This window comes from Elizabethkingia sp. YR214 (genome assembly GCF_003058195.1).
Lineage (GTDB): Bacteria > Bacteroidota > Bacteroidia > Flavobacteriales > Weeksellaceae > Elizabethkingia.
Genome location: NZ_QBUH01000007.1, coordinates 120,442 through 145,616 on the forward strand (window position 1 = coordinate 120,442; position 25,175 = coordinate 145,616).

General features: G+C 32.2%; 26 protein-coding genes. 21 read left to right on the top strand and 5 right to left on the bottom strand.

The window, feature by feature from the left end:
* The first annotated feature begins 526 nt into the window (after positions 1-526).
* The 20 genes from C8J95_RS14805 (at position 527) to C8J95_RS14900 (ending at position 20,630) form a co-directional block, all read left to right on the top strand.
* Positions 527-1,957, top strand: coding sequence for a right-handed parallel beta-helix repeat-containing protein (locus C8J95_RS14805; RefSeq protein ID WP_107809525.1), 1,431 nt, complete (start codon positions 527-529; stop codon positions 1,955-1,957).
* Entirely contained in the window at positions 1,954-3,168 is a 1,215-nt protein-coding gene (locus tag C8J95_RS14810) for a glycosyltransferase (RefSeq protein WP_107809526.1), read from the top strand. Before C8J95_RS14805 ends, C8J95_RS14810 begins: the two co-directional genes overlap by 4 nt.
* On the top strand, positions 3,165-4,322 hold the full coding sequence (locus tag C8J95_RS14815; RefSeq protein WP_107809527.1) for a hypothetical protein: 1,158 nt from the start codon (positions 3,165-3,167) through the stop codon (positions 4,320-4,322). The genes C8J95_RS14810 and C8J95_RS14815 overlap by 4 nt, the downstream gene beginning before the upstream one ends.
* A gap of 120 nt (positions 4,323-4,442) precedes the next feature.
* Positions 4,443-5,477: a polysaccharide biosynthesis protein gene (locus C8J95_RS14820; protein ID WP_107809528.1), complete on the top strand. Its 1,035-nt coding sequence runs from the start codon at positions 4,443-4,445 to the stop codon at positions 5,475-5,477.
* Positions 5,478-5,504: 27 nt separating this feature from the next.
* Positions 5,505-5,918 (top strand): WxcM-like domain-containing protein, encoded by a 414-nt coding sequence (locus tag C8J95_RS14825; RefSeq protein WP_107809529.1) that lies wholly within the window; start codon positions 5,505-5,507, stop codon positions 5,916-5,918.
* On the top strand, positions 5,915-7,033 hold the full coding sequence (locus C8J95_RS14830) for an NAD-dependent epimerase/dehydratase family protein (protein ID WP_107809530.1): 1,119 nt from the start codon (positions 5,915-5,917) through the stop codon (positions 7,031-7,033). The genes C8J95_RS14825 and C8J95_RS14830 overlap by 4 nt, the downstream gene beginning before the upstream one ends.
* A gap of 15 nt (positions 7,034-7,048) precedes the next feature.
* Complete coding sequence (gene wecB / locus C8J95_RS14835; protein ID WP_107809531.1) at positions 7,049-8,188, top strand: non-hydrolyzing UDP-N-acetylglucosamine 2-epimerase; 1,140 nt, start codon at positions 7,049-7,051, stop codon at positions 8,186-8,188.
* Positions 8,188-9,390, top strand: a complete 1,203-nt coding sequence (locus C8J95_RS14840; protein ID WP_107809532.1) for a glycosyltransferase family 4 protein — start codon at positions 8,188-8,190, stop codon at positions 9,388-9,390. The genes wecB and C8J95_RS14840 overlap by 1 nt, the downstream gene beginning before the upstream one ends.
* Complete coding sequence (locus C8J95_RS14845) at positions 9,390-10,274, top strand: NAD(P)-dependent oxidoreductase (RefSeq protein ID WP_107809533.1); 885 nt, start codon at positions 9,390-9,392, stop codon at positions 10,272-10,274. The genes C8J95_RS14840 and C8J95_RS14845 overlap by 1 nt, the downstream gene beginning before the upstream one ends.
* Before the next feature lie 8 nt (positions 10,275-10,282).
* Positions 10,283-11,239 carry a glycosyltransferase family 4 protein gene (locus C8J95_RS14850; protein WP_107809534.1) on the top strand — a complete coding sequence of 319 codons (957 nt, stop codon included), beginning with the start codon at positions 10,283-10,285 and terminating at the stop codon, positions 11,237-11,239.
* A 370-nt stretch (positions 11,240-11,609) separates the two neighbouring features.
* Positions 11,610-12,053, top strand: a complete 444-nt coding sequence (locus C8J95_RS14855; RefSeq protein WP_107809535.1) for an adenylyltransferase/cytidyltransferase family protein — start codon at positions 11,610-11,612, stop codon at positions 12,051-12,053.
* Positions 12,054-12,055: 2 nt separating this feature from the next.
* Positions 12,056-12,601, top strand: coding sequence for a dTDP-4-dehydrorhamnose 3,5-epimerase (gene rfbC, locus C8J95_RS14860; protein ID WP_107809536.1), 546 nt, complete (start codon positions 12,056-12,058; stop codon positions 12,599-12,601).
* A 7-nt stretch (positions 12,602-12,608) separates the two neighbouring features.
* A complete protein-coding gene (gene rfbB / locus C8J95_RS14865) occupies positions 12,609-13,688 on the top strand; it encodes a dTDP-glucose 4,6-dehydratase (RefSeq protein WP_107809537.1) in 1,080 nt (359 codons plus the stop codon).
* A 38-nt stretch (positions 13,689-13,726) separates the two neighbouring features.
* On the top strand, positions 13,727-14,593 hold the full coding sequence (rfbA, locus tag C8J95_RS14870; protein WP_107809538.1) for a glucose-1-phosphate thymidylyltransferase RfbA: 867 nt from the start codon (positions 13,727-13,729) through the stop codon (positions 14,591-14,593).
* Positions 14,594-14,738: 145 nt separating this feature from the next.
* On the top strand, positions 14,739-15,467 hold the full coding sequence (gene lptB / locus C8J95_RS14875; protein WP_107809539.1) for an LPS export ABC transporter ATP-binding protein: 729 nt from the start codon (positions 14,739-14,741) through the stop codon (positions 15,465-15,467).
* Between the two features lie 111 nt (positions 15,468-15,578).
* Positions 15,579-17,303 carry an ABC transporter ATP-binding protein gene (locus C8J95_RS14880; RefSeq protein WP_107809540.1) on the top strand — a complete coding sequence of 575 codons (1,725 nt, stop codon included), beginning with the start codon at positions 15,579-15,581 and terminating at the stop codon, positions 17,301-17,303.
* A gap of 54 nt (positions 17,304-17,357) precedes the next feature.
* Complete coding sequence (locus tag C8J95_RS14885) at positions 17,358-17,789, top strand: DUF1493 family protein (RefSeq protein WP_107809541.1); 432 nt, start codon at positions 17,358-17,360, stop codon at positions 17,787-17,789.
* 15 nt (positions 17,790-17,804) lie between these two features.
* Complete coding sequence (locus C8J95_RS14890; RefSeq protein WP_107809542.1) at positions 17,805-18,380, top strand: cob(I)yrinic acid a,c-diamide adenosyltransferase; 576 nt, start codon at positions 17,805-17,807, stop codon at positions 18,378-18,380.
* A gap of 61 nt (positions 18,381-18,441) precedes the next feature.
* Positions 18,442-19,053 (top strand): thiamine diphosphokinase, encoded by a 612-nt coding sequence (locus tag C8J95_RS14895; protein ID WP_107809543.1) that lies wholly within the window; start codon positions 18,442-18,444, stop codon positions 19,051-19,053.
* Positions 19,054-19,238: 185 nt separating this feature from the next.
* Positions 19,239-20,630: an arginine decarboxylase gene (locus C8J95_RS14900; RefSeq protein ID WP_107809544.1), complete on the top strand. Its 1,392-nt coding sequence runs from the start codon at positions 19,239-19,241 to the stop codon at positions 20,628-20,630.
* Positions 20,631-20,660: 30 nt separating this feature from the next.
* Here the strand turns inward: C8J95_RS14900 and C8J95_RS14905 are convergent, their stop codons facing one another.
* From C8J95_RS14905 to C8J95_RS14925, 5 genes are all read right to left on the bottom strand, one after another.
* A complete protein-coding gene (locus C8J95_RS14905) occupies positions 20,661-21,323 on the bottom strand; it encodes an HAD family phosphatase (protein ID WP_107809545.1) in 663 nt (220 codons plus the stop codon).
* A 95-nt stretch (positions 21,324-21,418) separates the two neighbouring features.
* On the bottom strand, positions 21,419-22,795 hold the full coding sequence (locus C8J95_RS14910; RefSeq protein ID WP_255412828.1) for an alpha/beta fold hydrolase: 1,377 nt from the start codon (positions 22,793-22,795) through the stop codon (positions 21,419-21,421).
* Positions 22,796-22,822: 27 nt separating this feature from the next.
* Positions 22,823-23,401 (bottom strand): YIP1 family protein, encoded by a 579-nt coding sequence (locus tag C8J95_RS18865; protein ID WP_221407245.1) that lies wholly within the window; start codon positions 23,399-23,401, stop codon positions 22,823-22,825.
* Between the two features lie 3 nt (positions 23,402-23,404).
* Positions 23,405-23,803: a PH domain-containing protein gene (locus tag C8J95_RS14920; protein WP_107809547.1), complete on the bottom strand. Its 399-nt coding sequence runs from the start codon at positions 23,801-23,803 to the stop codon at positions 23,405-23,407.
* 62 nt (positions 23,804-23,865) lie between these two features.
* Positions 23,866-24,141, bottom strand: coding sequence for a DUF2089 family protein (locus C8J95_RS14925; protein ID WP_107809548.1), 276 nt, complete (start codon positions 24,139-24,141; stop codon positions 23,866-23,868).
* 148 nt (positions 24,142-24,289) lie between these two features.
* On the opposite strand from C8J95_RS14925, the gene speB reads away from it, so the two are divergent.
* Positions 24,290-25,144 carry an agmatinase gene (speB, locus tag C8J95_RS14930; RefSeq protein WP_107809549.1) on the top strand — a complete coding sequence of 285 codons (855 nt, stop codon included), beginning with the start codon at positions 24,290-24,292 and terminating at the stop codon, positions 25,142-25,144.
* Positions 25,145-25,175 lie beyond the last annotated feature (31 nt).

The window sequence follows — 25,175 nt, forward strand, 5'->3', positions numbered from 1 at the left end:
TGCTGAGAAGCTGGAAAAGTTTTAATTGTAAATTATCAATAAGAATTGACTTAAAAATAAGAATATTTGAGAGAATTATTATGAGAACATCAGAAACTTTCTCCTCAAAACTCATTTCAAGTAGATTTTTTTAAAAAAAATCGAACATGGGTACCCTAAGATTTGCTGCTATTTTTTAATATTGAGCCTTAGTATAATTTTTTTAGATTAAGTTTTTGAATAGTTACTTGATTACATGCATTAAAACAGGCAAATAATTACTCTAAATTAGATAGGGAATTCTTACAAAGCTTACAGTACTTTAGACTAAGACATTTTTTAATGTGGAAAGTAATAAGCAGAAATCTACGGGATTTTGTTCAAGTCCAACAAATTTTATAATAACATTGATACATTATTAGCAAAAAGCTCTACTTTTAGTTGCCTTGAAGAGTATTAGGAGTGTGAATATGAAGATTGAAGCTGAAAAGGAACAAATGAATTTTTAGATTATCACATATTAATAAAAAAAGTTAAAAGAAATAACATGAAATATTTACTTGGATTTATGCTTATTATGACTGATTTTTTATTTAGTCAACAAGTTGTTGGAGATACATTGGTTTCTCAGATTACGCCTCAAAATGTTACGAGTATTAATAATATTTTGAAAAATAAAATTAATAGACCACAGAAGATTATTTTTGAATCTGGGAAATATTATTTTGATAATGTATTGTCCACCAATAGTGATAATATCCTTTTTGAGTTTAAAAAAGGTTCTGTAATATATTTGAAAGATAATGTACATGGTTTTTTACTCATTCAAAATGATAATATTACTGTAAAAAATTTAACACTTATAGGTAATGGTACTTCGTCAAATTCTTTTTATGAAGGATATGGGATATTGGTCATGGGAAGTAATAATACTAAAATTAGGAATAGTAAATTTAGTAAAATTAGTGGAAATGCCATTTTCTTATATATGAAAGGAAAAACAGGCTGTAGAAATTCAATAATAGAAAATAACATAATCTCAGATCCTGCATTCAATATTTCTAAGAATGGTGATGAATCAGCAATCTTGTTAGGATATTCTGGAGACGGTTATTTTCATGAGAATAATATCATTAGAAAAAATATAATTGATGGAAATAATATATTGAAGGTTGGTATTGGAATCATTGGACACGGTAGAAATAATACAATAGAAAATAATACAATATCTAATTTGTTAGCATATGGAATTATAGCATATGAATCTAAGTATGTTGATAATGCATTAAACGGGACTAAAATAACCGGGAATAAGATCAGTAATATTGGTGAAATTGGTAATAACAAAACATTTAAAGGCATGGGGATTTATTTACAAAAATCTCATAGCTCACTTGTTGATTCAAATATTATAACCAATGTTTTGCGTAATTCAGATCGGTCAGAAACTTTAGGGCAAGGCGCTATTTCTTTAGGTGCATCTGCCAATGTTCAGGCGACAAATAATAGTATTTCTGGCTCAGAGATGTATGGTATTGTAGCTGCTTATGCAGATGGATCCAAAATCTTTAATAATAAAATTAGCAATGTTAGGAAATCAGGTATTTATTTAATTAATTTGAATAATGTTATAATTCAAAAAAATATTTTTACTAATATACAAGAAGTTGTTTTCAAAGGTTTTTTTGGAAATACTAAGAATGCAATTTATTCGCAGAACAAACCTTTAATGCAGTATCGTGATCAAAATACAGGACATGGAATAATTATATCAGGTAATACATTGAACGCACCTTTAGCAATATTGAATTTTACGGGGCAAAAGACTGTAAATAATTTTATGGGTAATGATATTTATGGTAATGTATTTAAAAATAATATAATTAATAACCCACAAAATACAGTGAGTAATTCAATACAATTTCAATTTCAGAAAGATAATTCTAATGTTGTAAAAGATAATAAAATTAATAAGTGAAAATTCTTCAACTAAATGTAGTCAGCAATTCTGGATCAACTGGACGAATTGCTGAAAGTATTGGTAAGTATATAGTTATAGGGAATGGAGAAAGTCATATTGCTTATGGACGGTATGGTAACCCTAGTAGTTTTTCTAAAACATATAGAATAGGGGATAAATTTGATATATATATGCATGTGTTGAAGACCCGTTTCTTTGATAGACATGGATTTGCATCAAAAACAGCCACAAAAAGATTAATACAAGAGATTGATGTAATAAAACCTGATCTAATTCAACTACATGTCATTCACGGTTATTATTTGAATATTGAAATTCTCTTTCATTATTTATCCAATTTAAATATCCCTATTGTCTGGACTTTTCATGACTGTTGGGCATTCACGGGACATTGTTCACATTTTGTCAGTATCGATTGTCAAAAATGGCAAACCCACTGTAATAGATGTGAGTTAATATCTGCATATCCCAAAAGTTATACAGATAATTCTTATAGTAATTTCTTGAAAAAAAGAGATTTATTTAATTCAGTTAAGAATTTAACAATTGTTTCTCCTTCGTCTTGGATTTTGTCAGAAGTAAATAAGTCTTTTTTTAAAGGAGTTCGAACGGTTTTAATTAATAATGGCATTAATTTAGAAAAATTTAAGCCAATTTTAAGCAATTTTTTAAAATTAAAATTTAATTTTGCGAAAGAAATTATCATTTTAGGAGTTGCTTCTACATGGGACAAGAGAAAGGGGATTGATGATTTTCTTAGACTAGCCAAAAAATTGGATGATCGTTACAGAATAATAATGGTTGGTTTAACCGAAGAGCAGATAAATAAGTTACCTCCAGATATTATTGGAATAACAAAGACTGAAAGTATAGAGGAATTGGCAGAATATTATTCAGTTGCCGATGTATTTTTTAATCCCACTTATGAAGATACCTTTCCGACAACGAATATAGAGGCTTTAGCATGTGGAACCCCAGTAGTTACATATGATGTTGGTGGTAGTCCGGAGATATTGGACGAAAGTACGGGAGTTGTTGTTCCAAAAGGGAATATTGATTTAGTTATTGAAGCGATAAATAAAATCAACAAAAAGACAACTGATTATTATAGTAATAATTGCAGGCTACGCGCAGAAAAAAAATATAACGAAGAAGATAATTTTAAAAAGTATATAGATTTATATCAAAAATTAATTAATAAAGAATGAGGAAAAACTACGTTTTGATAATAATATCTTTTTTTATGGTAGCTTGTTCTAGAGACAATATAGGTAAAGACACCAATATAGATAAAGAAACTAATATAAATAAAGGAACAAATGAAGTTGTGTTGGGATATTCCATATCAAGTATGAAACAAATACAATCCCAATTGACCTTTGCTTCTGTCGGTGTTGGGCGTAGAACATCAATAATTGGAGACAACGCTCCCCGTATTCCTCTTACTAATAATGGATATACACATCCTAGCGTATTATATTACCCTGAAGGGTTTAAAAATTACAAATATTGGATTTCGCTTAGTCCTTGCTTTGGTATGATTATGAAACTGGAAGACCCTGTTTCTTTTGAAAATCCTTATATTTTTTGTTCTAATGATGGTATTAATTGGAAAGAGCCAATGCCTAATGTTAATCCTATTGATACTCCTGCTCCGAGTTATATTTCTAATGGATATTGGAGTGATCCATCTTTGTTGCCCTTAAATGGATCTCTACAATTATATTACAGGGGTAATAATATGACAAATAAGATCATCAGTGATGGAGGATTAAGGAGTGTAGTTTACAGAAGTAGTGCTGATGGACAAAATTGGTCAAAGAGAGCTGAATTATTTTCTACACTAAATAATATAGGTGCAGATAACGAATCCATGCTTGCAAGCCCAAGTGTTTTGCAAGATGGGAATTTATGGACCTGCTATGACGTGGTGTACTCTTCGAAAAAACATCCAATAGAGTCCCAAGGAAATCAAACATCTGGTTTTGTAGAGCGACGCCAGTCAATATCAAGTACTTCCGGGTTTAATAAAAAAAAGACAGATATCTGTCAATTTTCTAATAGACCATGGGGGCCTGCTAATGACCCGTGGCATTTAGAGGTTCGAAAGGTTAATGGTATTTATTTTATGCTTTTGACTACTGGCCTTGTAGCAAAGTCTAATGGTGAGAGTCTTTATTTAGCTTTGTCGAGTGATGGTGTTAATTTTACGGTTTTTCCTACGCCATTATTCTCTATGGATACTTATAAATCATCAATAGTCCCAATTCAAATAGAAGAAAATAAAATTGTATTTAGGCTCTATCAAAGTAAAAAAAGTAATGGCTCTATAAACTTATATGAATTAGTATTGCGAAAATAATTTTTATATATTTTCGTGGAAACCTACACTTATTGAATTGATAGGTTGCAGAATAGTAAAAAGCATTTTTAATACTAAAAATTGATTGTAGTTTACTATTTTTGTACTTAAATACTAAATATGCAGATTAAAGATAGAGTACTTCTAATTACAGGAGGAACTGGTTCTTTTGGAACAGCTGTTCTCAATAGGTTTTTACAAACTGACCACTTTAAAGAAATTCGAATTTTTTCTCGAGATGAGAAAAAACAGGATGATATGAGAAATCTATACAAGAATGATAAAATAAAATATTATATCGGTGATGTAAGAGATTTTTCAAGTGTGGAACCTGCTACAAGAGGAGTAGACTATATTTTTCATGCAGCCGCATTAAAACAAGTTCCTTCATGCGAATTTTTTCCAATGCAGGCAGTGAAAACGAATGTGGAAGGAACACAAAATGTTATTCGTGCAGCAGCAGCTAATAATGTAGAAAAAGTTATTTGTCTTTCAACAGACAAAGCTGCTTATCCAATCAATGCGATGGGTATTTCCAAGGCGATGATGGAAAAAGTTGCCGTAGCAGAATCAAGAAATCTTACAGATACAGTAGTTTGTCTTACCCGATATGGAAATGTGATGGCTTCCCGTGGCTCGGTAATTCCTTTATTTTTAAATCAAATTCAGAGAGGGCAACCAATTACTATTACTGATCCAAATATGTCCCGTTTTTTTATGTCATTGGAAGATGCTGTCGATTTGGTGCTATTTGCTTTTGAAAATGGAACTCCTGGAGATTTATTTGTGAATAAAGCACCGGCAGGTAGCATAGGTGACTTGGCTAAAGCTTTAATGGAACTTACAGGTAAAGATGTCCCAATCAAAGTTATAGGAACACGTCATGGTGAAAAATTGTATGAGACACTTTGTACTCGAGAGGAAATGATAAAAGCAGAAGATATGGGAGATTTTTATCGTATTCCTGCAGATAACAGGGACTTGAATTATGCTAAATATTTTTCTGAAGGGGAGGAGGATGTTTCAAAAATTAATGATTACCATTCTCATAATACAGAACAACAAGGAGTTGAGGGCCTTAAAAAACTAGTTTCAGGTTTACCTTTAATTAGAAAAGAAGTATTTGGAGAGGATGTAATGCAATATCCTTATTAGCATTTAGAAAATAAAAATGAAACAGAAATGCTAATTAAAGGAAACAAGCATGTTGATGAAAGAGGAATCGTTAATTTTAATAATAATTTTGATGCTTCAGCCATTAAAAGAATTTACACTATTGAAAATGCAAGTATAGATTTTATACGTGGATGGCAAGGGCATGCAATAGAGAAACGATGGTTCAGTTGTATTAAGGGAAGTTTTATTATTGCTGTTATAAAAATTGATGATTTTGAAAATCCATCAGAAAATTTAGAACCTAATATGTATGAACTTAATGCAGAAGGACTAAATATTTTAGCTGTTGAAGCTGGGTGTGTTACTGCAATAAAAGCTTCTACAGAAGATAGTAAACTTCTTATAATGGCTGATTATGCTTTAAATGAAATCAAAGATGAATATCGTTTTCCTTTAGATTATTTTAAAATTAAACTATGAAAAAAATAGGAGTTACAGGGCAAAATGGCTTTGTTGGACGACATTTATATAATACATTGGGATTATTCCCGGAAGAATTTGAGCGCATTGACTTTCAAAAAGAATATTTTGATAATGAGATTCAATTAGATGAATTTGTTGAAAAATGCGATGTTATTGTACATTTAGCTGCAATGAATCGTCATGAATCTGAACAGTTTATTTATGAAACCAATATTGGTTTGGTACATAAATTAGTTGATTCTCTTCAAAGGACCCACTCTAAGGCACATGTAATAGTTTCCTCCTCTACACAAGAAGAGAGAGAGAATCTTTATGGGAAATCAAAGAGAGAGGGGCGTGAAGCTCTTGTAAACTGGGCAAGGGAAAATGAGGGCGGAATTACAGGTTTAATTATTCCAAACGTATTCGGAGCTTTTGGAAAGCCTTTTTATAACTCTTTTATCGCTACTTTTTGTCATCAACTGACAACTGGAGAGATTCCAACGATTGCAAATGATGGAGAAGTAAAATTAATTTATGTTCAGGAACTTGTAAATATTATCATTAATAAAATAAGGGGAGCAAGTAATGAACCTGAATTTTTCGTTGAGCCAACTGCAATAAAAAAAGTTTCCGAAGTATTAGCATTATTGAATGACTATAAAGTAAAATATTTTGATGGTGGAGAAATTCCTGCAATTAATAGTTCATTTGAGCACAATTTATTTAATACTTATAGATCATACATTAATTATAAAGAGCATTATCCAATAAAATTTTTGCAACATAAAGATCCAAGAGGAGCTTTTGTAGAAGTTATTCGGCTGGGTATTGGAGGACAGTGTTCTTTTTCTACTACGATACCCGGAGTTACAAGAGGAAATCATTATCATACCCGAAAGATAGAACGTTTTGCTGTAATTAAAGGAAAGGCTTTGATTCAGCTTAGAAAAATCGATTCAGATGAAGTTCTAGATTTCTATTTGGATGGAAATGAACCTGCATATGTTGATATGCCTATCTGGTATACACATAATATAAAAAATATAGGAGAAGAGGAGTTATATACTATTTTCTGGATTGATGAACCTTTTAATCCGGATGATTCAGATACATATTTTGAGACAGTATAACAGTAAAACATAACAATGAAGAAACTAAAAGTAATGACGGTCGTTGGTACAAGACCGGAAATTATAAGACTATCAAGAGTATTATCAGCTTTAGATGCTTCTGAAGCTATTGAACATATAATTGTTCATACAGGACAAAATTATGATTATGAATTGAACCAAATCTTCTTTGAAGATCTTGGGCTTCGTAAACCAGACTATTTTCTTGAAGCTGCGGGTAAAACAGCAACAGAAACTGTTGGAAATATACTAATTAAAATAGATCCTTTGCTAGAAGAATTGAGACCGGATGCATTTTTGGTATTAGGAGATACCAATTCCTGTTTATGTGCTATTCCTGCAAAGAAAAGACATATTCCTATATTCCATATGGAAGCTGGAAATAGATGCTTTGATCAACGTGTTCCTGAAGAAACCAATCGTAAAATTGTTGATCATACAGCTGATATCAACTTAACTTATTCGGATATAGCCAGAGAATATCTTTTAAGAGAAGGTCTTCCTGCGGATAGAATTATCAAAACTGGCTCCCCAATGTTTGAAGTATTAAACCATTATTTACCAGAAATTAATACTTCGAAAGTTTTAGAAAATTTAAACCTAGAGAAAGGAAAATTTTTTGTGGTTTCTTCTCATCGTGAAGAAAATATAAATTCTGAAAAGAATTTCCGCGGATTAATGACCTCGTTAAATTCTATTGCTGAGAAATATCAATATCCAATTATTGTTTCAACACATCCTCGGACAAAGAACATGATTGATAAAATGCAAATAGAGATGCGTCCTGAAATTCAATTTCTAAAACCACTAGGTTTCCATGATTATAATGCATTACAAATGCATGCATATGCTTGTCTTTCAGATTCGGGAACGATTTCGGAAGAATCATCAATATTAAACTTTAGAGCATTGAATATACGTCAGGCTCATGAAAGGCCTGAGGCAATGGAAGAAGCAAGCGTAATGATGGTAGGTTTATCTCCTGAACGTATTTTACAAGGGTTAACACAAGTTTTACAGCAAAAAATAGGAACTGAAAGAAACTTTAGACCAGTTTCTGATTATTCGATGCCTAATGTTTCTGAGAAAGTAGTAAGAATTATTATTTCTTATACAGACTATATCAAGAGAACCGTTTGGTCAGAAGAAATATAATGGAAAATATTTGGATTGCAACAGAACTTTTTTATCCAGAGGAGACTTCTACATCATATATTCTGACGAAAATTTCGAATAAACTTTCTTCAAAATATAAAGTCAATGTTGTATGTGGTGCGCCTGTTTATGATAAAAGATCAGAAGATGAGACTTCTTTTACAATTGATAAACGAGTAAATATTAAAAGAATCGAAGGGTTTGAAGGAAATAAAAATAGTTTATTAAGCAGAGTACTTAGATTTTTTTATCTTAGTTTTTCTATGTTTTTTTATTTATTAAAAAACGTAAAGAGAGGAGAGAAAATTTTTATTGTTACTAATCCTGCACCTCTAATTCTTTTAGTTACCATTTTAAAAAAGATAAAAAAAACAGAAGTTATTATTCTTGTACATGATGTTTTTCCCGAAAATACGATTCCATCTGGAATTATTAAATCTGAAAAAGGGATTATATATAGAGTAATAAAAAAAATATTTGATAAAGCATATTCCAAAGCTGATACACTTATTGTATTAGGCCGAGATATGAAAGAGATTGTTCAAAGAAAAATTAAGAATACTAAGGCGAAAATTATTATTATAGAAAATTGGGCTGATATAGATGATATTTTTCCTGTCCCAAAAGATAATGTTATAGATTATAAATCTCCACTCAGGAATAAAATAGTGTTTCAATATGCTGGTAATATAGGGCGTGTTCAAGGGTTGCTTGAATTATTAGATATAATTAAGCAGATTGAGAATGAACGATTAGCGTTCTATTTCATTGGAGAAGGGGCTGTAAAAGAAGAGATGCAAAACTTTGTCCGAATCAATAAATTGAATAATGTCTTTTTTTCGGGGGCATACTCGAGAAGTGAACAAAAAACTATACTTAATAAGTGCGATGTTGCTTTCGTTAGCCTCGCAGAAGGAATGTTGGGTTTAGGTGTTCCGTCAAAAGCATATAATATACTCGCAGCAGGAAAGCCTATTTTATATATAGGAGATAAAAGAAGTGAAATTAGTATGCTTATTAATGAAGAAGATATTGGTTATACATTCGAACCAAAAGATAAAACTGCATTAATTGTTTTTTTTAATAATTTTAATAATGATATTATTGAAGACTTACAACGGAAAAAGGATAAAGCAAGAAAAACAGCAGTTAATAAGTTTTCAGAAGAAATAATATTAAACAAATTCTATGATATAATCTGATGAAAATATTATGTACAGGATCTAATGGTTTTCTGGGAAAGAATATAATTCCAATTCTTTCAAGCAGAAAACACATTATAAAGACATTAAGTACCAGAAATGCTGATTATACATTTGATATTAGGAAGCAACTTCCTGCATTTTCTGAGAAATTTGATATTGTATTTCACGCTGCAGGAAAGGCGCATTCAATTCCTCGGTCAAAAGAAGACGAAAAAGAATTCTTTGATGTTAATTTTGAAGGAACCAAAAATGTTTGTTTAGCCTTAGAGAATAATCTGCCTGAGGTTTTTATTTTTGTCAGTACAGTTGCTGTATATGGGAGGGATTCGGGGGAAAATATAAATGAAAACGAATCCCTTTTAGGAAACACTCCTTATGCTAAAAGTAAAATTTTAGCTGAACAGTTCTTACAGAATTGGAGTATTAAAAATAATGTCAAACTCTTTATTCTAAGACCATCGCTAATTGCAGGACCTAATCCTCCAGGTAATTTAGGTGATATGATAAATGCAATAGATAAAAGAAGATATTTCAATATTGCTGGAGGGAAGGCAAGAAAAAGTGTTATTTGGGTTGATGATTTTGCTGATTTAATTGAAAATTCTATTCTGAAAAAGGGAGGAATATATAATGTATGTGATAGTATTCATCCTTCTTTTAGAATGATTTCGAATAAAATTTCGTTAAAAATGCATAGGAAAATTATAAATATCCCTTATTTTATTGCTAAGCTAATGGCTTTAGTCGGTGAAGGATTGGGGAATAAAGCGCCCATTAATTTACTGAAACTTAATAAAATTGTGAAATCACTTACTTTTGATAATACAAAATTAATAAAAGAATTTGGTTTTAAACCTTCTGATACAATCAAAAAATTATAAAAAAAATAATGAATTATTTAGCTATAATTATTTTACTTTTTATTCTTGAGCTTATCTATTTTAAAATTGCAGATAAATTCAATATTATAGATAAACCTAACGAGAGAAGTTCTCATACTCAGATTACTTTAAGAGGGGGGGGAGTTATTTTTTATTTTGGCGCTTTATTATTCTTTTTAATTTCGGATTTTCAATATCCATATTTTATATTAGGGCTTAGCTTAATGGCTTTAGTGAGTTTTTTAGATGATATATTTACATTATCTAATAAAATTCGCTTATTAATACACCTAATAAGTGTAATACTAATGTTTGTGCAAATAGGTCTTTTTTCTTATGCTTGGTTTATTCCCATAATAGCATTGGTACTAACTATAGGAATTATTAATGCTTATAATTTTATGGATGGGATTAATGGAATTACTGCATTCTATAGTTTGGTTGTTCTTTCCCTTTTAGCGATAGTTAATTTAAGTATAAATTTTGTAGATGAAAATCTAATATATTATAGCATTATAGCGTCATTAGTTTTTGGTTTTTTTAATTTCAGACAGAGGGCAAAATGTTTTGCAGGAGATGTAGGGAGTGTTAGTATCGCATTTATTATTGTCTTTCTTCTAAGTCAGCTAATTGTAAAGACGGGTAATATAATATATCTTTTATTTTTAACCGTATATGGACTAGATGCAATATGGACTATAGTTAGAAGACTGACAAAAAAAGAAAATATTTTCAAAGCACATCGAAGTCATTTATATCAATATTTAGCAAACGAGAATAAAGTAAATAAACTTATTGTTTCTGCAGCTTATGGAATAATTCAGCTACTTATTGGTATAGTTGTAATATGGGCTACATCATTGCCCTTAGAATATCAAATTATATTATCTGGTGGAATTATAAGCTCAGGAAGTATAATATATCTTGTATTAAAGAAGAAAATAATAAATAAACACGGACTTTAGAGAAATTATTATGGTTAATGAGTGTTTAGGATAGATATATACCAGTGCCCATAGTAATAGAAGATATTGTATTACAGAAAATAAAGTAGTGGAACCTGAGTAAGAAGAAATCTGTCTTTTAATAGATATTCGGGACACTATCTTAAAAATAAAAGCTTCTCTTGATATTTCATTCAAAGAGAAGCTTTATAATTTATGATTTGATGTTATTTCAAAATTATATATTTTATTTGAATTGTAATTACGGGAAACCGTAATTGTTTAAAATAATGAGAACAACTTTAGAAATGCTATCGAATAAAATCTAATTTGCTTTTCATAATTTAATATGTACTTTTGCTCATTGCGTATTACAAAATAAAAGATAAATATGAAAACACAAAAAATAGGAATTACTTTTTCTGCTTTTGATTTATTGCATGCTGGGCATATCAAAATGTTGGAAGAGGCTAAAACTGTATGTGACTATCTTATTGTTGGTTTGCAACTAGACCCCACTATTGATAGACCTAATAAAAATAGACCTACACAAAGCATTGTTGAACGTTATATTCAGTTAAAAGCTTGTCGTTCGGTAGATGAAATTATTCCATATAATACAGAGGAAGACTTATTAGATATCTTAAAGTCCTTTGTCATAGATGTACGTATTATTGGAGATGATTATCGTGAGACAAACTTTACGGGAAAAGATTACTGTGAACAAAAAGGAATAGAAATATATTATAATAAAAGGGATCACCGTTTTTCAAGCACTGCTTTGAAAAAAGCTGTGTATGAACAAGAACTTAAAAAGCAAGAAGCTAATAAGTAGTTATGATATTAATAGAAACTCCTCTGAAGGATTGTTATATTATAGAGCCTACTATTTTTGAAGATGAAAGAGGGTATTTTTTTGAAAAATATAATGAGAATAAATTTGAAGAACTGAGTGGCTTAAATGGTCATTTCGTTCAGGATAATATTTCAAAATCTTCATATGGTGTTTTAAGAGGATTGCATTTACAAAAAGGAGAGCATGCTCAGGCTAAACTTGTATCCTGTCTGGAAGGAAAGGTATGGGATATTGCTGTAGATTTAAGAGATGATTCTCCAACATTTGGACAATGGTATGGAGTAGAGCTTACGGCTGAAAATAAAATTCAGTTTTACGTACCCAGAGGCTTTGCTCATGGTTTTGTAGTACTAAGTGAAACTGCAATTTTTTCTTATAAATGTGATAACTTTTATAACAAAAAATCTGAGGGGAGTGTTAAGTTCAATGATTCAGATCTTAATATCGATTGGAAAATTGCAGAAGCAGATATGATTTTATCAGAGAAAGATCAGAAAGCTCCGGCTTTTAAAGATAAAAACTACTAAACTTATTATGAAGAATATAATCATTACAGGAGGAGCAGGTTTTATTGGATCCCATGTTGTAAGAGAATTTGTTATAAAAAAACCTGAGATTACAATTATCAATCTGGATGCATTAACTTATGCAGGGAATTTGGAAAATCTGAAAGATATTGAAAGCTCATCTAATTATATTTTCGAAAAGGCAGATATTACGAAGCCCGAAGAGCTTAGAAAGGTTTTTGAAAAATACAATCCAGATGCTGTAGTACATTTAGCAGCAGAGAGTCATGTAGACAGAAGCATTGCAGATCCAAATGCGTTTATTAATACAAATGTGATCGGAACAGCAAATTTACTGAATTTGTGTCGCGAATTTTGGGCACTTAATCCAGAACATACACATGGCAGATTTCCTAATGAATCAAGAACAAACCTTTTCTATCATGTTTCTACAGATGAAGTATATGGAAGTTTAGGTGAAACAGGTTTCTTTTTAGAAACAACTGCTTATGATCCTCAGTCACCTTATTCCGCTTCTAAAGCGGCATCAGATCATTTAGTAAGAGCTTATGGTAATACTTATGGAATGCCATTCATAATTTCTAACTGTTCTAATAATTATGGACCAAACCATTTTCCTGAAAAGTTAATTCCATTGTGTATTTCTAATATTCTAAATGAAAAACCATTGCCAATTTATGGTGACGGAAAGTATACCAGAGATTGGTTATATGTAATAGATCATGCCAGAGCAATTCATCAGATCTTTAATGAAGCTAAAACCGGAGAAACATACAATATCGGAGGTTTTAACGAATGGCAGAATATTGATCTGGTAAAAGAACTAATAAAACAATTGGATGCTAAGTTGGATAAACCAAAAGGCTATTCCGAGCAACTAATTACATTTGTTAAGGACCGTCCAGGGCACGATAAGCGTTATGCAATTGATGCAACGAAACTTAATAAGGATTTAGGCTGGAAACCTTCAGTTACTTTTGAAGAAGGATTAGCTAAGACAATTGACTGGTATTTGAGTAATAAAGACTGGTTAGAAAATGTAACTTCCGGAGATTATCAAAAATATTATGAAAATCAATATTCATAATTTTAGAAAAGATAAATAAATTCAAAATTTGATATTGAATGAAAGGAATCATTCTCGCCGGAGGATCCGGGACAAGATTATATCCATTAACGATAGCTGTAAGTAAACAGTTAATGCCGGTTTATGATAAACCAATGATTTATTACCCTTTATCCACTTTACTTTTAGCTGGTATTAAAGATATATTGATCATCACAACTCCACATGACCAGGCAGGGTTTGTAAAGCTCTTAGGAGATGGATCACAAATCGGGTGTAATATAGAATATGTAGTACAACCAAGTCCCGATGGTTTAGCACAAGCATTTATTTTAGGAGAGCAATTCATTGGTAACGATGCTGCAGCTTTAGTGCTGGGAGATAATATTTTCTATGGAAATGGTATGGGGAGAATGCTAAAACATAAAACTAATCCAGATGGAGGTGTTGTATTTGCATATCATGTGGCAGATCCGGAACGTTATGGTGTTGTTGAGTTTGATGATAATTTTAAGGCTTTATCAATAGAAGAAAAGCCCTTGAAACCTAAATCTAATTATGCCGTACCAGGCTTATATTTCTATGATAATAATGTTGTAGAAATAGCGAAAAATATACAGCCATCACCGCGTGGAGAACTTGAAATTACAGATGTTAACAATATTTATTTGCAACAAGGTAAGCTTGAAGTTGGTGTATTGGATAGAGGAACAGCTTGGCTAGATACCGGTACATTCGATTCTTTACATGAAGCTTCAGAGTTTGTAAGCGTTATTGAAAAACGGCAGGGCTTTAAAATAGGATGCATAGAAGAAATTGCTTTTCATAATGGATTTATTGATGAAGGAAAACTTCTGGAGACTGCACAGAAGTATGGAAAGAGCGGCTATGGAGCTTATCTGAAAAACCTAATAAAAAATAAATAGAGGTATAAAGCAGACTTTTTAGTCTGCTTTTTTTATCCACATTTTTATAAAAATCATTTATAGTAAACATAAAATCAGGATTACTGAAATTCACAAATAGACAACGTCACAATTTTCTCTATCTTTGTCCAATTAATTATTGCAAATGATTCTACGCGGAGAAAATCTGATTAAAGAATATGGTCCTAAAAAAGTAGTAAAGGGAGTGTCTGTGGAAGTTCGACAAGGGGAAATTGTCGGCTTATTGGGTCCTAATGGCGCTGGTAAAACAACATCTTTCTATATGATTGTAGGCTTGGTAAAGCCAACTTCCGGAAAAATATGGCTGGACGACCATGAAATTACCTCAGATGCAATGTACCGCAGAGCTCAGAAAGGTATTGGTTATTTGGCACAAGAAGCTTCAATTTTTAGGAAATTATCTGTTGAAGACAATATTATGGGAGTATTGCAGCTTACAAAACTTTCCAAGCAAGAACAAAAAAAGAAATGCAATGAATTAATTGAAGAATTTTCTCTGGAGCATGTTCGTAAAAACCGAGGAGATTTGTTGTCCGGAGGAGAAAGACGTAGAACTGAAATTGCGCGGTGTTTAGCTACAAATCCAAGTTTCATTTTACTAGATGAACCTTTTGCAGGGGTAGACCCAATTGCAGTAGAAGATATCCAGAAAATTGTGCGCTCATTAGTGGATAAAAATATAGGTATTCTGATTACTGACCACAATGTACAGCAAACTCTTGCTATTACACATAAAACTTATATTATGTTTGAGGGAAGAATTCTGAAAGAAGGTATTCCGGAAGACCTTGCAAATGACCCTGAAGTACGTCAGGCATATCTTGGAGAAAACTTTAGATTCGAAAAGTTTTAATCCGTATCTTCGAGTGGCTTAGAAGATTTTATGGCAAAAAAATTCACAAGGACACTCAATCTTATCCATATTTATCAACAATTACGTCCTTTTATCAAGCCTTATAGGCTGATGATTTATGGGACGTTAATTCTTACCTTTCTGGGCGCTCTTGCTGCTCAGGTGAATCCAATTGTACTTAAGTATACTGTAGATGAGGTTTCCAAATTAACGCACCTTGTACATCCAATGCAGGAAGGAGTTCATGTTTTGGTTGTCATTAGCGTAATCCTTTTAGGAAAAGAACTGGCCAATATCTTTATTCAGTTTGGGCAAAAATTTTATGGAGAGAAAATCAGAATAAATGTTAGTAGTGATCTGGCTCAGGCTGCTATCGATAAGATTTTAACTTACAGAATAGCTTATTATAACGATGAAAATCATGAAAGTGGAAAGCTGCAAATTCGTATTGACCGCGGGATTGAGAGTTTAACGCGTTTAGTTCAGAATTTCTTTATCGATATTTTACCCCTATTTTCCAATGCTATTATAGCATTAATCATCATGTACATGCAAAATGTGTATGTAGGTTTAGTATCTACTGTTATTATACCCATTTACTTCTATGTAAGTGTTTTACAGGCCAAAAAATTGCAAGGTGTCAGGAGACAATTGCGTACTCAGCGCGAACAAAAGACTAATGGATTGCTCAATCTGATTAATTCCATTATGGTTATTAAAAGCTTTGTTCGGGAGAAATTCGAAGGCAAGAAACAGTTTGATCTTCAGATGCAGCTTATGGATAGTCAAATGTATACACGTCGTACCAATTTCTTTTATGATGGCCTTAAGACCTTTTTGGAGCAGATAGGGGTTGTACTTATTATTCTTTTGACAGTTTACCTCGTTCTAGATCAGAAAATGACAATAGGTGCCATTATGCTGCATATTATGCTTTTTAACAATGTATCAGCACCTATTCGCCAGCTTCACCGTATTTATGACGAAATGAATGATGCTCTTATTTATGCTGAAGGTTATTTTGAAATCTTGAATGCTGATGATGAAACTGAACCTAATGGTAGTATAGAAGATATAAAGATAAAGGGTACATTTGATTTGCAGAATGTAGACTTTGCTTATCCAAACGGAACGCATGCTTTATATGACATTAACATGCGCATTAAAGCCGGAAAAACAACTGCTTTAGTAGGGCTGAGTGGAGCTGGGAAGAGTACTGTAATCAATCTTTTGTGTAAATTTTATTTACCGAACAAAGGCGAAATACTTTTAGACGGAAAGAATCTAAATGACTACGAAAATGAGTTTCTAAGAAGTCATATCGGATTGGTTTTACAAAAGAATCATATTTTTAAGGGTACAATAGAAGACAATATCCGATATGGTAATATGAATGCTTCTTTTGAACAAATAGAAGAGGCTGCGAAGAAAGCCTACCTCCATAATCAGATTTTGGATTTACCCGAAGGATATCAACATGATGCGACACAGCTAAGCGGAGGGCAGCAACAAAGAATTGCCATAGCAAGATTATTCCTGAAAGATCCTCCTATTATTTTTCTGGATGAACCAACTGCAAGTTTAGATGCGATTGCAACGGAACAGATTAAAAATAGCTTGGATGCGATTAAAGAAAACAGAACAGTGATTATTATTTCGCATTCCTTATCACAAATTCTGGATTCAGATAAAATTTATGTAATGAAAAAAGGCCGCGTTGTTGAAAGTGGTACTCACGAGCAGCTCTATGAACAAGAAGGTGTTTACAAAGAAATTTTCGATGCTTCTGCAAGAAGTCTTAATCTCGATAGATTAGTAAAAACTTATAAAGAGTAAATTATTAAAGTGAATTTGTAAATTTGTTATTATTGTTATCCTAAGATAAAGGCAATGGAAACTATTTGTGCAAAATATTCGGATGTTAAAAGTGCTATTCTCGCTGTAAAACAGTTGAGTGAAGACTTAGGGTATAGAAGAAAAGGCAAAACAAAGCTTTCAGATGCATATTATTTGGATTATGGTATCTACGAATTGGATTGGGATTTTTTTCTGGAAGAATATGAAAAAAGATTCAATTCAACATTGGAAGGACTTACTTACGAAGATTACTTTCCAAAGCTTAATCCATTGCATGAAATATTAAAATTACCATTACGAATCCTTATGAAAATATTTTCTCTGTTCTCTATGAGTATGAAGAGAATGTATAGAAATATTTTCAGTATTAAATGTAAGCGCCTCGAGGTTGGAGATTTGGTGCTTTCTGTACTGAATAAAAGATTTGCAAGTAGAGCAGATTATAAATTAATTTTAACCAGCTAAAAAATAAACACCAATATGACTTTTAAAATATATACCAAAACAGGAGATAAAGGAGAAACTGCTTTATATGGAGGGACTCGCGTTTCTAAGGCTAGTGCAAGGGTAGACGCTTATGGTACCATTGACGAATTGAATGCCTTTATTGGAATAGCCAAAAGTCATATCGATGATAGTGACTGCCTGAAACAACTCGCAGAAATACAATATGATCTTTTTACATTAGGGTCTGAGGCTGCAACACCGATAGATAAAGTATATCTGGCGAACGGAAAGTCCCGTCTACCTGTAACAATAAAAGAGGAAGATATCAGCAAGCTTGAAGTATGGATGGATAAGATGGATGAAAGTTTGGAACCATTACAGTTTTTTATTTTGCCTGGTGGCGGAAAAGCGGCTACATTTCTTCATGCTGCCAGAACAATCTGCAGACGGGCAGAACGTGGAATGGTATTTCTGAATGAAACTGAAGAAATACGCCCAGAACTTATTAAATATCTTAACCGATTATCCGATTATTTATTTGTCATGGCACGCTATGCCTCCATGTTGGATAATGAGCAGGAAGAATACTGGAATCCTAATGCTAGATAGCAAATTTCGAAATTCCTACTCTAAAAGCATAATTAAAGCTAAGCTAATTTTTTGTTTATAAATGAAAGCATTACTCTTCATAAATGGAGAACCTCCTAAAAATATTCCTGAAATTAAAGACTATGATCTTATTGCATGTACCGATGGTGCGTTTCATTATTTAAGAGAAAAGAATTTTTCTTTAGATCTATTAGATTTTATTTCAGGTGATTTCGATTCCTATGAAGAGAGCGAAAAAATAGTTTCTGAAAAACTAATCCATACACCAGATCAGAATAAAACGGATTTCCACAAAGCTTTAGAAATAATCATAGAAAAAGGCTTTTATGAAGTGGATGTTTATGGCGGAAGTGGTGGCGAGCAAGATCATTACTTGGGAAATCTTACAGTAGCATACTTATTCAGGAATAAAATGGAGATTACTTTTTACGACGAATATTCAAAATATTTCTTTATTCCGAATGAATTCGAAGCTCAGAATGTATTAGGGAAAATCGTTTCTCTGGTGCCATATCCTGTTGCAGAAAATGTAGTAACAAGAGGACTTAACTGGCCCTTGTTTGGAGAAGAGCTAAGTATGACAGGGAGAATAGGAACGCGTAATTTTGCTGTGGAAGATACTTTTACCTGTTCTTATAGTAATGGGGCAATATTGTTATTTATTGGTAAATAATGCATTACAAAATAAATACTGATTAAAAGAGAAGAATTTTGATCTTCTCTTTTTTATTTTTTTCTTGCTTTCCAGCTTCTACATTCTAATTAAAAAAACTGCTTTCAAAATCCATTAATTTTTAGCAATTTTGTCGCTCGAAAAATCGATTTTATTTTATGTTATTTAAACCCCCATTGTAAAGAATGAAAATAAAGTATTCTGAACTTATAGATCAGACCTTGTATTTCCCGCAAGAAGAGTTTCAGGTGGACAATCACCAGCTTAAATTTCACGGAATTCCTTTAATGGAATTGGTGGAAAAATTCGGGACACCTTTGAAGTTTAATTATCTTCCTAAAATCTCTGAAAATATTCAGCGGGCAAAAAAATGGTTTGTAGAAGCCATAGAAACCCACGAATATAAAAACAAGTACCGTTACTGTTATTGTACGAAATCCAGTCATTTTGCCTTCGTATTAGAAGAAGCACTAAAAAATGATATCAGCATTGAAACTTCTTCAGCTTACGATATAGACATCGTTAAAAGACTTTATGAAAAAGGAAAAGTAAAGGAAAATGTAGAGGTAATCTGTAATGGATTTAAGACAGATGATTATCTGGTGAAAATTGCAGATCTGATTAACTCAGGATTTGAAAATATTACTCCGATTCTGGATAACTACCGTGAATTGGATAAACTAACTGAAAGTATAGATACTACTTTCAATATTGGAATTCGTATTGCTTCCGAGGAAGAACCAAAATTCGAATTCTATACTTCGCGTTTAGGCATCGGGTATAAAGATATTATCCCATATTACAGCCAGAAAATTGCGGAACACCCAAATGCAAGACTGAAGATGTTGCACTTCTTCATTAATACAGGTATTAAAGATACCTCCTATTACTGGAATGAATTGTTCAAGTGTCTTCGTGTATATGCTCGTCTGAAAAAAATTGCTCCTGAAGTAGATTCGTTAAATATCGGAGGTGGTTTCCCAATTAAGACTTCTTTAAATTTCGATTACGATTACGAATACATGGTAAACGAAATCGTATTACAGATCAAAAAATTCTGTGAAGAAGAAGGAGTAGAAGAACCAAATATCTATACAGAATTTGGGTCATTTACTGTTGGTGAAAGTGGTGGTAATCTTTACCAGATCATTAGCCAGAAGCGTCAGAACGACAGAGAGAAATGGAATATGATCGATAGTTCGTTTATGACTACATTGCCAGATACATGGGCGATTTCCAGACACTTTATTATGTTACCACTTAACCGTTGGGACGATACTTATGAGAGAGTTTTCCTGGGAGGACTTACCTGTGATTCCGACGATTATTATAATTCAGAACAGCATACCAATGCTATTTATCTACCTGTGTTTACAGATACAAAACCTCTCTATATCGGTTTCTTTAATACAGGAGCATATCAGGAAACGATTAGTGGGTACGGTGGAGTTCACCACTGTCTGATGCCACAGCCTAAACATGTGCTGATTGATAAAGACGAGAACGGAAATTATACATATTCAGTTTTTCGCGAAGAACAAACACCTGATGATGTTTTACGATTATTAGGATACTAAATAAAAAAAGCTGCCAATTGGCAGCTTTTTTTATTTAAACCATTCTGTGGACGTTTCGTAGTGAATTTCGCTGTAGTCCGAAATAATCTTTTGAGCTTTGTCATACTTTTGATTTTCTGAATGGATACTTTTATAAGCTACACAGAAAATAGCTGCGGAATAGGCTGCTTGTATTCCGTTAGTGGAATCTTCAATAACAATACAGCTGTTTTTGTCTTCACCCGACATTTCGGCTGCCAATTCGAAAATTTCCGGATGAGGTTTAGATTGTTTTAGATCGGCACCACTGATTTTTCCCGCAAAATATTTTTCCAGATCAAATCTTTCGAATACCCAGTTGATGGTATTCATACTGGCTGAAGAAGCCAATATCATTTTTATATCATTTTGATGATAATTTTCAATAAGATTTCTAACTCCGGGAATAAGATCGAAATCAGGATCATTATCAAAAAGATATTTAAAGTTTATTCTCTTTTGATCCGTTAACTCTTGTGGTGTGTAATTTAGATTGAAAAGAGTTATAAGTTCCTGACAAACGCTTAGTGTTGTTTTTCCGGTAAAGGAAGTAAAAAGCTCCTCACTTACATTAATCCCAAATTCATCAAACATTTTGAAATAAGCTTTTCTATGTAATGGTTCAGTATCTACAATAACACCATCCATATCAAAAAGTACCGCTTTTAAAGGCATAAAAGTTTTTTTGCAAAGTTAAGACTTTCTGTAAATGAGGTTCTATATATTATTTAAGAGATCATTAAAATAATGAATCAGCCTAAATTATACACTTATTTTTGATGCTTCTGTATCCAGTTTTTTATAATCTCTAAAGCTTTCGGAGAGAATGTTTCTTCTATTTCTTCATATTCTTTAGGGCTTCCGGTTTTAGCTGTTTGAAAAAGGTGATTAAGTCCGGGAATTTCTAAAACTTCAAAATCTTTATTTCCAGCTTTTGTCAACGCATTTTTTATAGCTGAAAGATTTTGGACTGGAGATACTTGGAGATCCAAACTTCCATTAAGAGCTAGTGTAGGTATTTTTGTTTTTTCTAAGACCTTTGCTGGATCATGCTTTATAAAATATGCTAACCATGGATTTGTAAAACCTTTTGCATTACTTTCTGCAAGTGCTTCCAGCGCTTTAGGGTTGTCTTTGAATGAAGGGTTGGAACCTAAACTTGTAATAATATATTTCTTTAAATCTTCATATAGATTGCTTCCTTTATATTGAGCTGCATAATCGAAGATTTTTTCAGACATTTCCTTGTTAGATTTCAAACTAGCTTCATCAGCTCCATTTGCTTTTGAAATGTCATAGGTTTGTTGCAGCAAAATTTGTTTGCCTGTAACTCCGGGTCCGGCAAGCAATACCTGAAATTTTACATTTTTATTTTCGTTGGCTACCATTGGTGCTATTAAACCTCCTTCACTGTGGCCAATTAATCCAATATTGGTGTAACCTTTTTTTGCTAAATAGTTCACAGCAGAATTAATATCAGTAGCGAAATCTGCAGAAGTAGCCCCAGCTTTTCCTTTCTCGGATTCTCCCATTCCTCTGTCATCAATGCGTAAAGTTCCGATTCCATTTTTCGCCAGGTAATCTGCAATTACAGCAAATGACTTATGACCTAGAAGTTCTTCATCTCTTGTTTGTGCCCCGCTTCCGGTAATCATCACTGCAATTGGAATATTTTTTTTATCAGATGGAATTGAAATTGTTCCGGCCAAAATATTTCCCTCTATCTCATTTTTGAATTTTACATCTTCTGTATTATAACTATACGGAGGTATTGGTGTTTGTGGACGATTAATTTTTGATGACTCTTCTTTATCCGGTCCTTTAAATATGCCCAGAACTTTATTATTCTTTGAAAAAGGAACTTTGAAATTTACATTCTGTTTAGAGAATTCTGTATATACTAATATCATTGGGATACCATCTTCTACAGTTTTCTGTGTAGAAATTACTTTTTTGTAATCTCCGAACATGCCGCTTAGTTGGCCGTTGACCATTTCCAGAACAGATTCTGTCATTTTATCTTTTACTTCATCATCTTCAAGTTTTACACTCTCAGTGTATTTTTTAGTAAAAAGGTTGTTCACAAAATCACTTGCAGTTTTTTCTAAATTCTGAGAAAAGACTATTTGGCAAAGTAATAGTAACATAATAGATAATTTAATTTTCATATCATTTTAAAATTTGAGTTTTGGTATAAATATTTGGCAAATCATTAAGGAAACAAAAAAGATAAAGACAAAAAGTATAATCTGTGGTAATTTTTTTATGTTGGTTGCTGTTTTGAAACCATTGAAAAATAAGACAATAGAATAAATTACCAGGGAAATAACAATAGCTGTAGTTATAATTATAAATAATAGATTTATGATGTATTGATAGAAATTCTCATTTATACCTTCAGAAGAGAAAGCTTTATTCACATCTATAAGATGGGTTAGTAGAAGAATGGGAATATTTATAGCATTAGAAACCAAAATTGTATTGGTAATATCCATAAAACGAGATCTCCTATTGAAAACTATTGCAATTAAATAAAGTATTAAAATAATACTTGCAATACTTACTGAACAATATAAGAATGAACTTTTTAGTGTTAGGGCTTCTTCAGGTCTGTCGAAGCGCATGAAACTCGTCATTCTATTTTGAGTATAGTAAGAAACAAATGGTGTTAGAAGGGAAAAAAGGATTCCAAACAGTAAAAGTTTATAATCAGAATATTTTTCGAATGGATTAAATAGTGTTTTCCAGTTCATAGTCTAAAAAGTGATATTGGGGTTTATTTTTAGTAATTCATTTTTTAACAGATCAAAATCTTTTGGTGAAATAATGATGCTGCCATTTTTATAAATGATTTCAATTCTTCCGAATATTGAAGGTGCAGGAGAGGAAATAGGGTTTTTAGTCTTTTTGACACTTTTAATATCTGAAATTGGTATTCGGGTACTTCCGAAAATGCTATTACGAATGATAAGTTCGTTTCCGATAATCCGATAGCTAATTCCTATAATCAGGATGGATACAAATATTATTGCAGGGATGAGAATCGTAAGAGGAATATAATCTTTGTCAGTAAAAACGAAATAAAGTGGAAAAAGCAAGGGGACAGCTATAAGTATAATGGTTTCCCAACCAATTTTTACAGGGATATTTTTCATAGGTTAACATTTTGTTTTCCGAGACTGTTAGGTCAGATGATTTGATTAAGGCTATTACAAACCTAGGGTAGTGTTTTCTTTAGCTTACTGATCTTTTCAATAAGATCATCCATTTTATTACGCATTGTTGGATAAGAAAGATTAGCCTGTTTGCTCATCTCTTTTATACTTCCGCTGGATAGAAAAAAATCCAGGATAAACTGTTGCTCCTCACGACCAAGCTGAAGATACAGAGGAAGCTCGTAATTGCCATTTACAGTAGTGTCACAATTATTACACTTCATTTGACTTACAATCAGGGTCGATTCACAACTGGGACATACAACAGGAAGTTTCATTTTATCTCTTTTTATTTTAATAAAATTAAATATGTTTTTAACAAAATTAAAAATTATTTTAAATTACCAAAATGTAATTGTCAATTTTTTTTTCCAGTTCTATTTCTAATTATCTTTGCGGAATAATATTTCAATTTTTAATAAAAATATGAGAACATACGCAGGAATTCCTGAAGAGAATGCAACACTGGAAAATTCAAAAGTAATGTTGGTAACTGTTCCTTACGATGGAACTTCAACATGGGGGAAAGGAGCTGATAAAGGTCCTGAGCTTTTTCTTAATGCTTCAGAAAATATGGAGCTTTATGATATTGAAACAGGAACCGAGCCTTACCTGAATGGTGTTTACATGGCAGGAGAAATTTCTGAAAACTCAACACCAGAAGCAATGACTGAAGCTGTTTATCAGAAAACCAAGGAATTGTTGGGTAACGAAGATAAATTGTTTACGCTTTTCGGAGGAGAACATTCTGTATCTATCGGTTCTATCCGTGCAGTAGGAGAGAAGTATGATAATCTAACGGTTCTTCAGTTAGATGCTCACACTGATTTAAGACCGGATTTTCATGGATCTACTTCTAACCATGCTTGTGCGGTTTTCGAAGCAAGCCAAAAACACAATCTTGTACAGGTAGGTATTCGTTCTATGGATGTTGAAGAAATGGAGTATGTACCAAAAGGCCAATGTTTCTGGGCTCATGAAATTGCAACAAATCCAAACTGGATAGATGATGTTTTAGCAAAAGTATCAGGTAATGTATATATCACAATAGATCTGGATGCTTTTGATCCGTCTATTGCACCTTCTACCGGAACACCGGAACCAGGGGGCTTGGCATGGTATCCTACATTAGAGTTATTGAAAAAAGTTTTCGAAAAGTGCAACGTGGTTGCTTTCGATATTGTAGAGCTTATGGATAGCCCAATGGCAAAACCAACAGCTTTCTTATCTGCAAAATTATATTACAAAATGTTAGCCTATTATTTTATGGCTAAAAAGTAATTTTAATTTTTTTTAACAGAATAAAACCTTG

Coding starts and splice junctions, on each gene's coding strand:
- C8J95_RS14805 (WP_107809525.1), top strand. CDS start 527: ATGAAATATTTACTTGGATTTATGCTTATTATGACTGATTTTTTATTT.
- C8J95_RS14815 (WP_107809527.1), top strand. CDS start 3,165: ATGAGGAAAAACTACGTTTTGATAATAATATCTTTTTTTATGGTAGCT.
- C8J95_RS14820 (WP_107809528.1), top strand. CDS start 4,443: ATGCAGATTAAAGATAGAGTACTTCTAATTACAGGAGGAACTGGTTCT.
- C8J95_RS14825 (WP_107809529.1), top strand. CDS start 5,505: ATGCTAATTAAAGGAAACAAGCATGTTGATGAAAGAGGAATCGTTAAT.
- C8J95_RS14830 (WP_107809530.1), top strand. CDS start 5,915: ATGAAAAAAATAGGAGTTACAGGGCAAAATGGCTTTGTTGGACGACAT.
- wecB (WP_107809531.1), top strand. CDS start 7,049: ATGAAGAAACTAAAAGTAATGACGGTCGTTGGTACAAGACCGGAAATT.
- C8J95_RS14840 (WP_107809532.1), top strand. CDS start 8,188: ATGGAAAATATTTGGATTGCAACAGAACTTTTTTATCCAGAGGAGACT.
- C8J95_RS14845 (WP_107809533.1), top strand. CDS start 9,390: ATGAAAATATTATGTACAGGATCTAATGGTTTTCTGGGAAAGAATATA.
- C8J95_RS14850 (WP_107809534.1), top strand. CDS start 10,283: ATGAATTATTTAGCTATAATTATTTTACTTTTTATTCTTGAGCTTATC.
- C8J95_RS14855 (WP_107809535.1), top strand. CDS start 11,610: ATGAAAACACAAAAAATAGGAATTACTTTTTCTGCTTTTGATTTATTG.
- rfbC (WP_107809536.1), top strand. CDS start 12,056: ATGATATTAATAGAAACTCCTCTGAAGGATTGTTATATTATAGAGCCT.
- rfbB (WP_107809537.1), top strand. CDS start 12,609: ATGAAGAATATAATCATTACAGGAGGAGCAGGTTTTATTGGATCCCAT.
- rfbA (WP_107809538.1), top strand. CDS start 13,727: ATGAAAGGAATCATTCTCGCCGGAGGATCCGGGACAAGATTATATCCA.
- lptB (WP_107809539.1), top strand. CDS start 14,739: ATGATTCTACGCGGAGAAAATCTGATTAAAGAATATGGTCCTAAAAAA.
- C8J95_RS14880 (WP_107809540.1), top strand. CDS start 15,579: ATGATTTATGGGACGTTAATTCTTACCTTTCTGGGCGCTCTTGCTGCT.
- C8J95_RS14885 (WP_107809541.1), top strand. CDS start 17,358: ATGGAAACTATTTGTGCAAAATATTCGGATGTTAAAAGTGCTATTCTC.
- C8J95_RS14890 (WP_107809542.1), top strand. CDS start 17,805: ATGACTTTTAAAATATATACCAAAACAGGAGATAAAGGAGAAACTGCT.
- C8J95_RS14895 (WP_107809543.1), top strand. CDS start 18,442: ATGAAAGCATTACTCTTCATAAATGGAGAACCTCCTAAAAATATTCCT.
- C8J95_RS14900 (WP_107809544.1), top strand. CDS start 19,239: ATGAAAATAAAGTATTCTGAACTTATAGATCAGACCTTGTATTTCCCG.
- C8J95_RS14905 (WP_107809545.1), bottom strand. CDS start 21,323: ATGCCTTTAAAAGCGGTACTTTTTGATATGGATGGTGTTATTGTAGAT.
- C8J95_RS14910 (WP_255412828.1), bottom strand. CDS start 22,795: ATGTTACTATTACTTTGCCAAATAGTCTTTTCTCAGAATTTAGAAAAA.
- C8J95_RS18865 (WP_221407245.1), bottom strand. CDS start 23,401: ATGAACTGGAAAACACTATTTAATCCATTCGAAAAATATTCTGATTAT.
- C8J95_RS14920 (WP_107809547.1), bottom strand. CDS start 23,803: ATGAAAAATATCCCTGTAAAAATTGGTTGGGAAACCATTATACTTATA.
- C8J95_RS14925 (WP_107809548.1), bottom strand. CDS start 24,141: ATGAAACTTCCTGTTGTATGTCCCAGTTGTGAATCGACCCTGATTGTA.
- speB (WP_107809549.1), top strand. CDS start 24,290: ATGAGAACATACGCAGGAATTCCTGAAGAGAATGCAACACTGGAAAAT.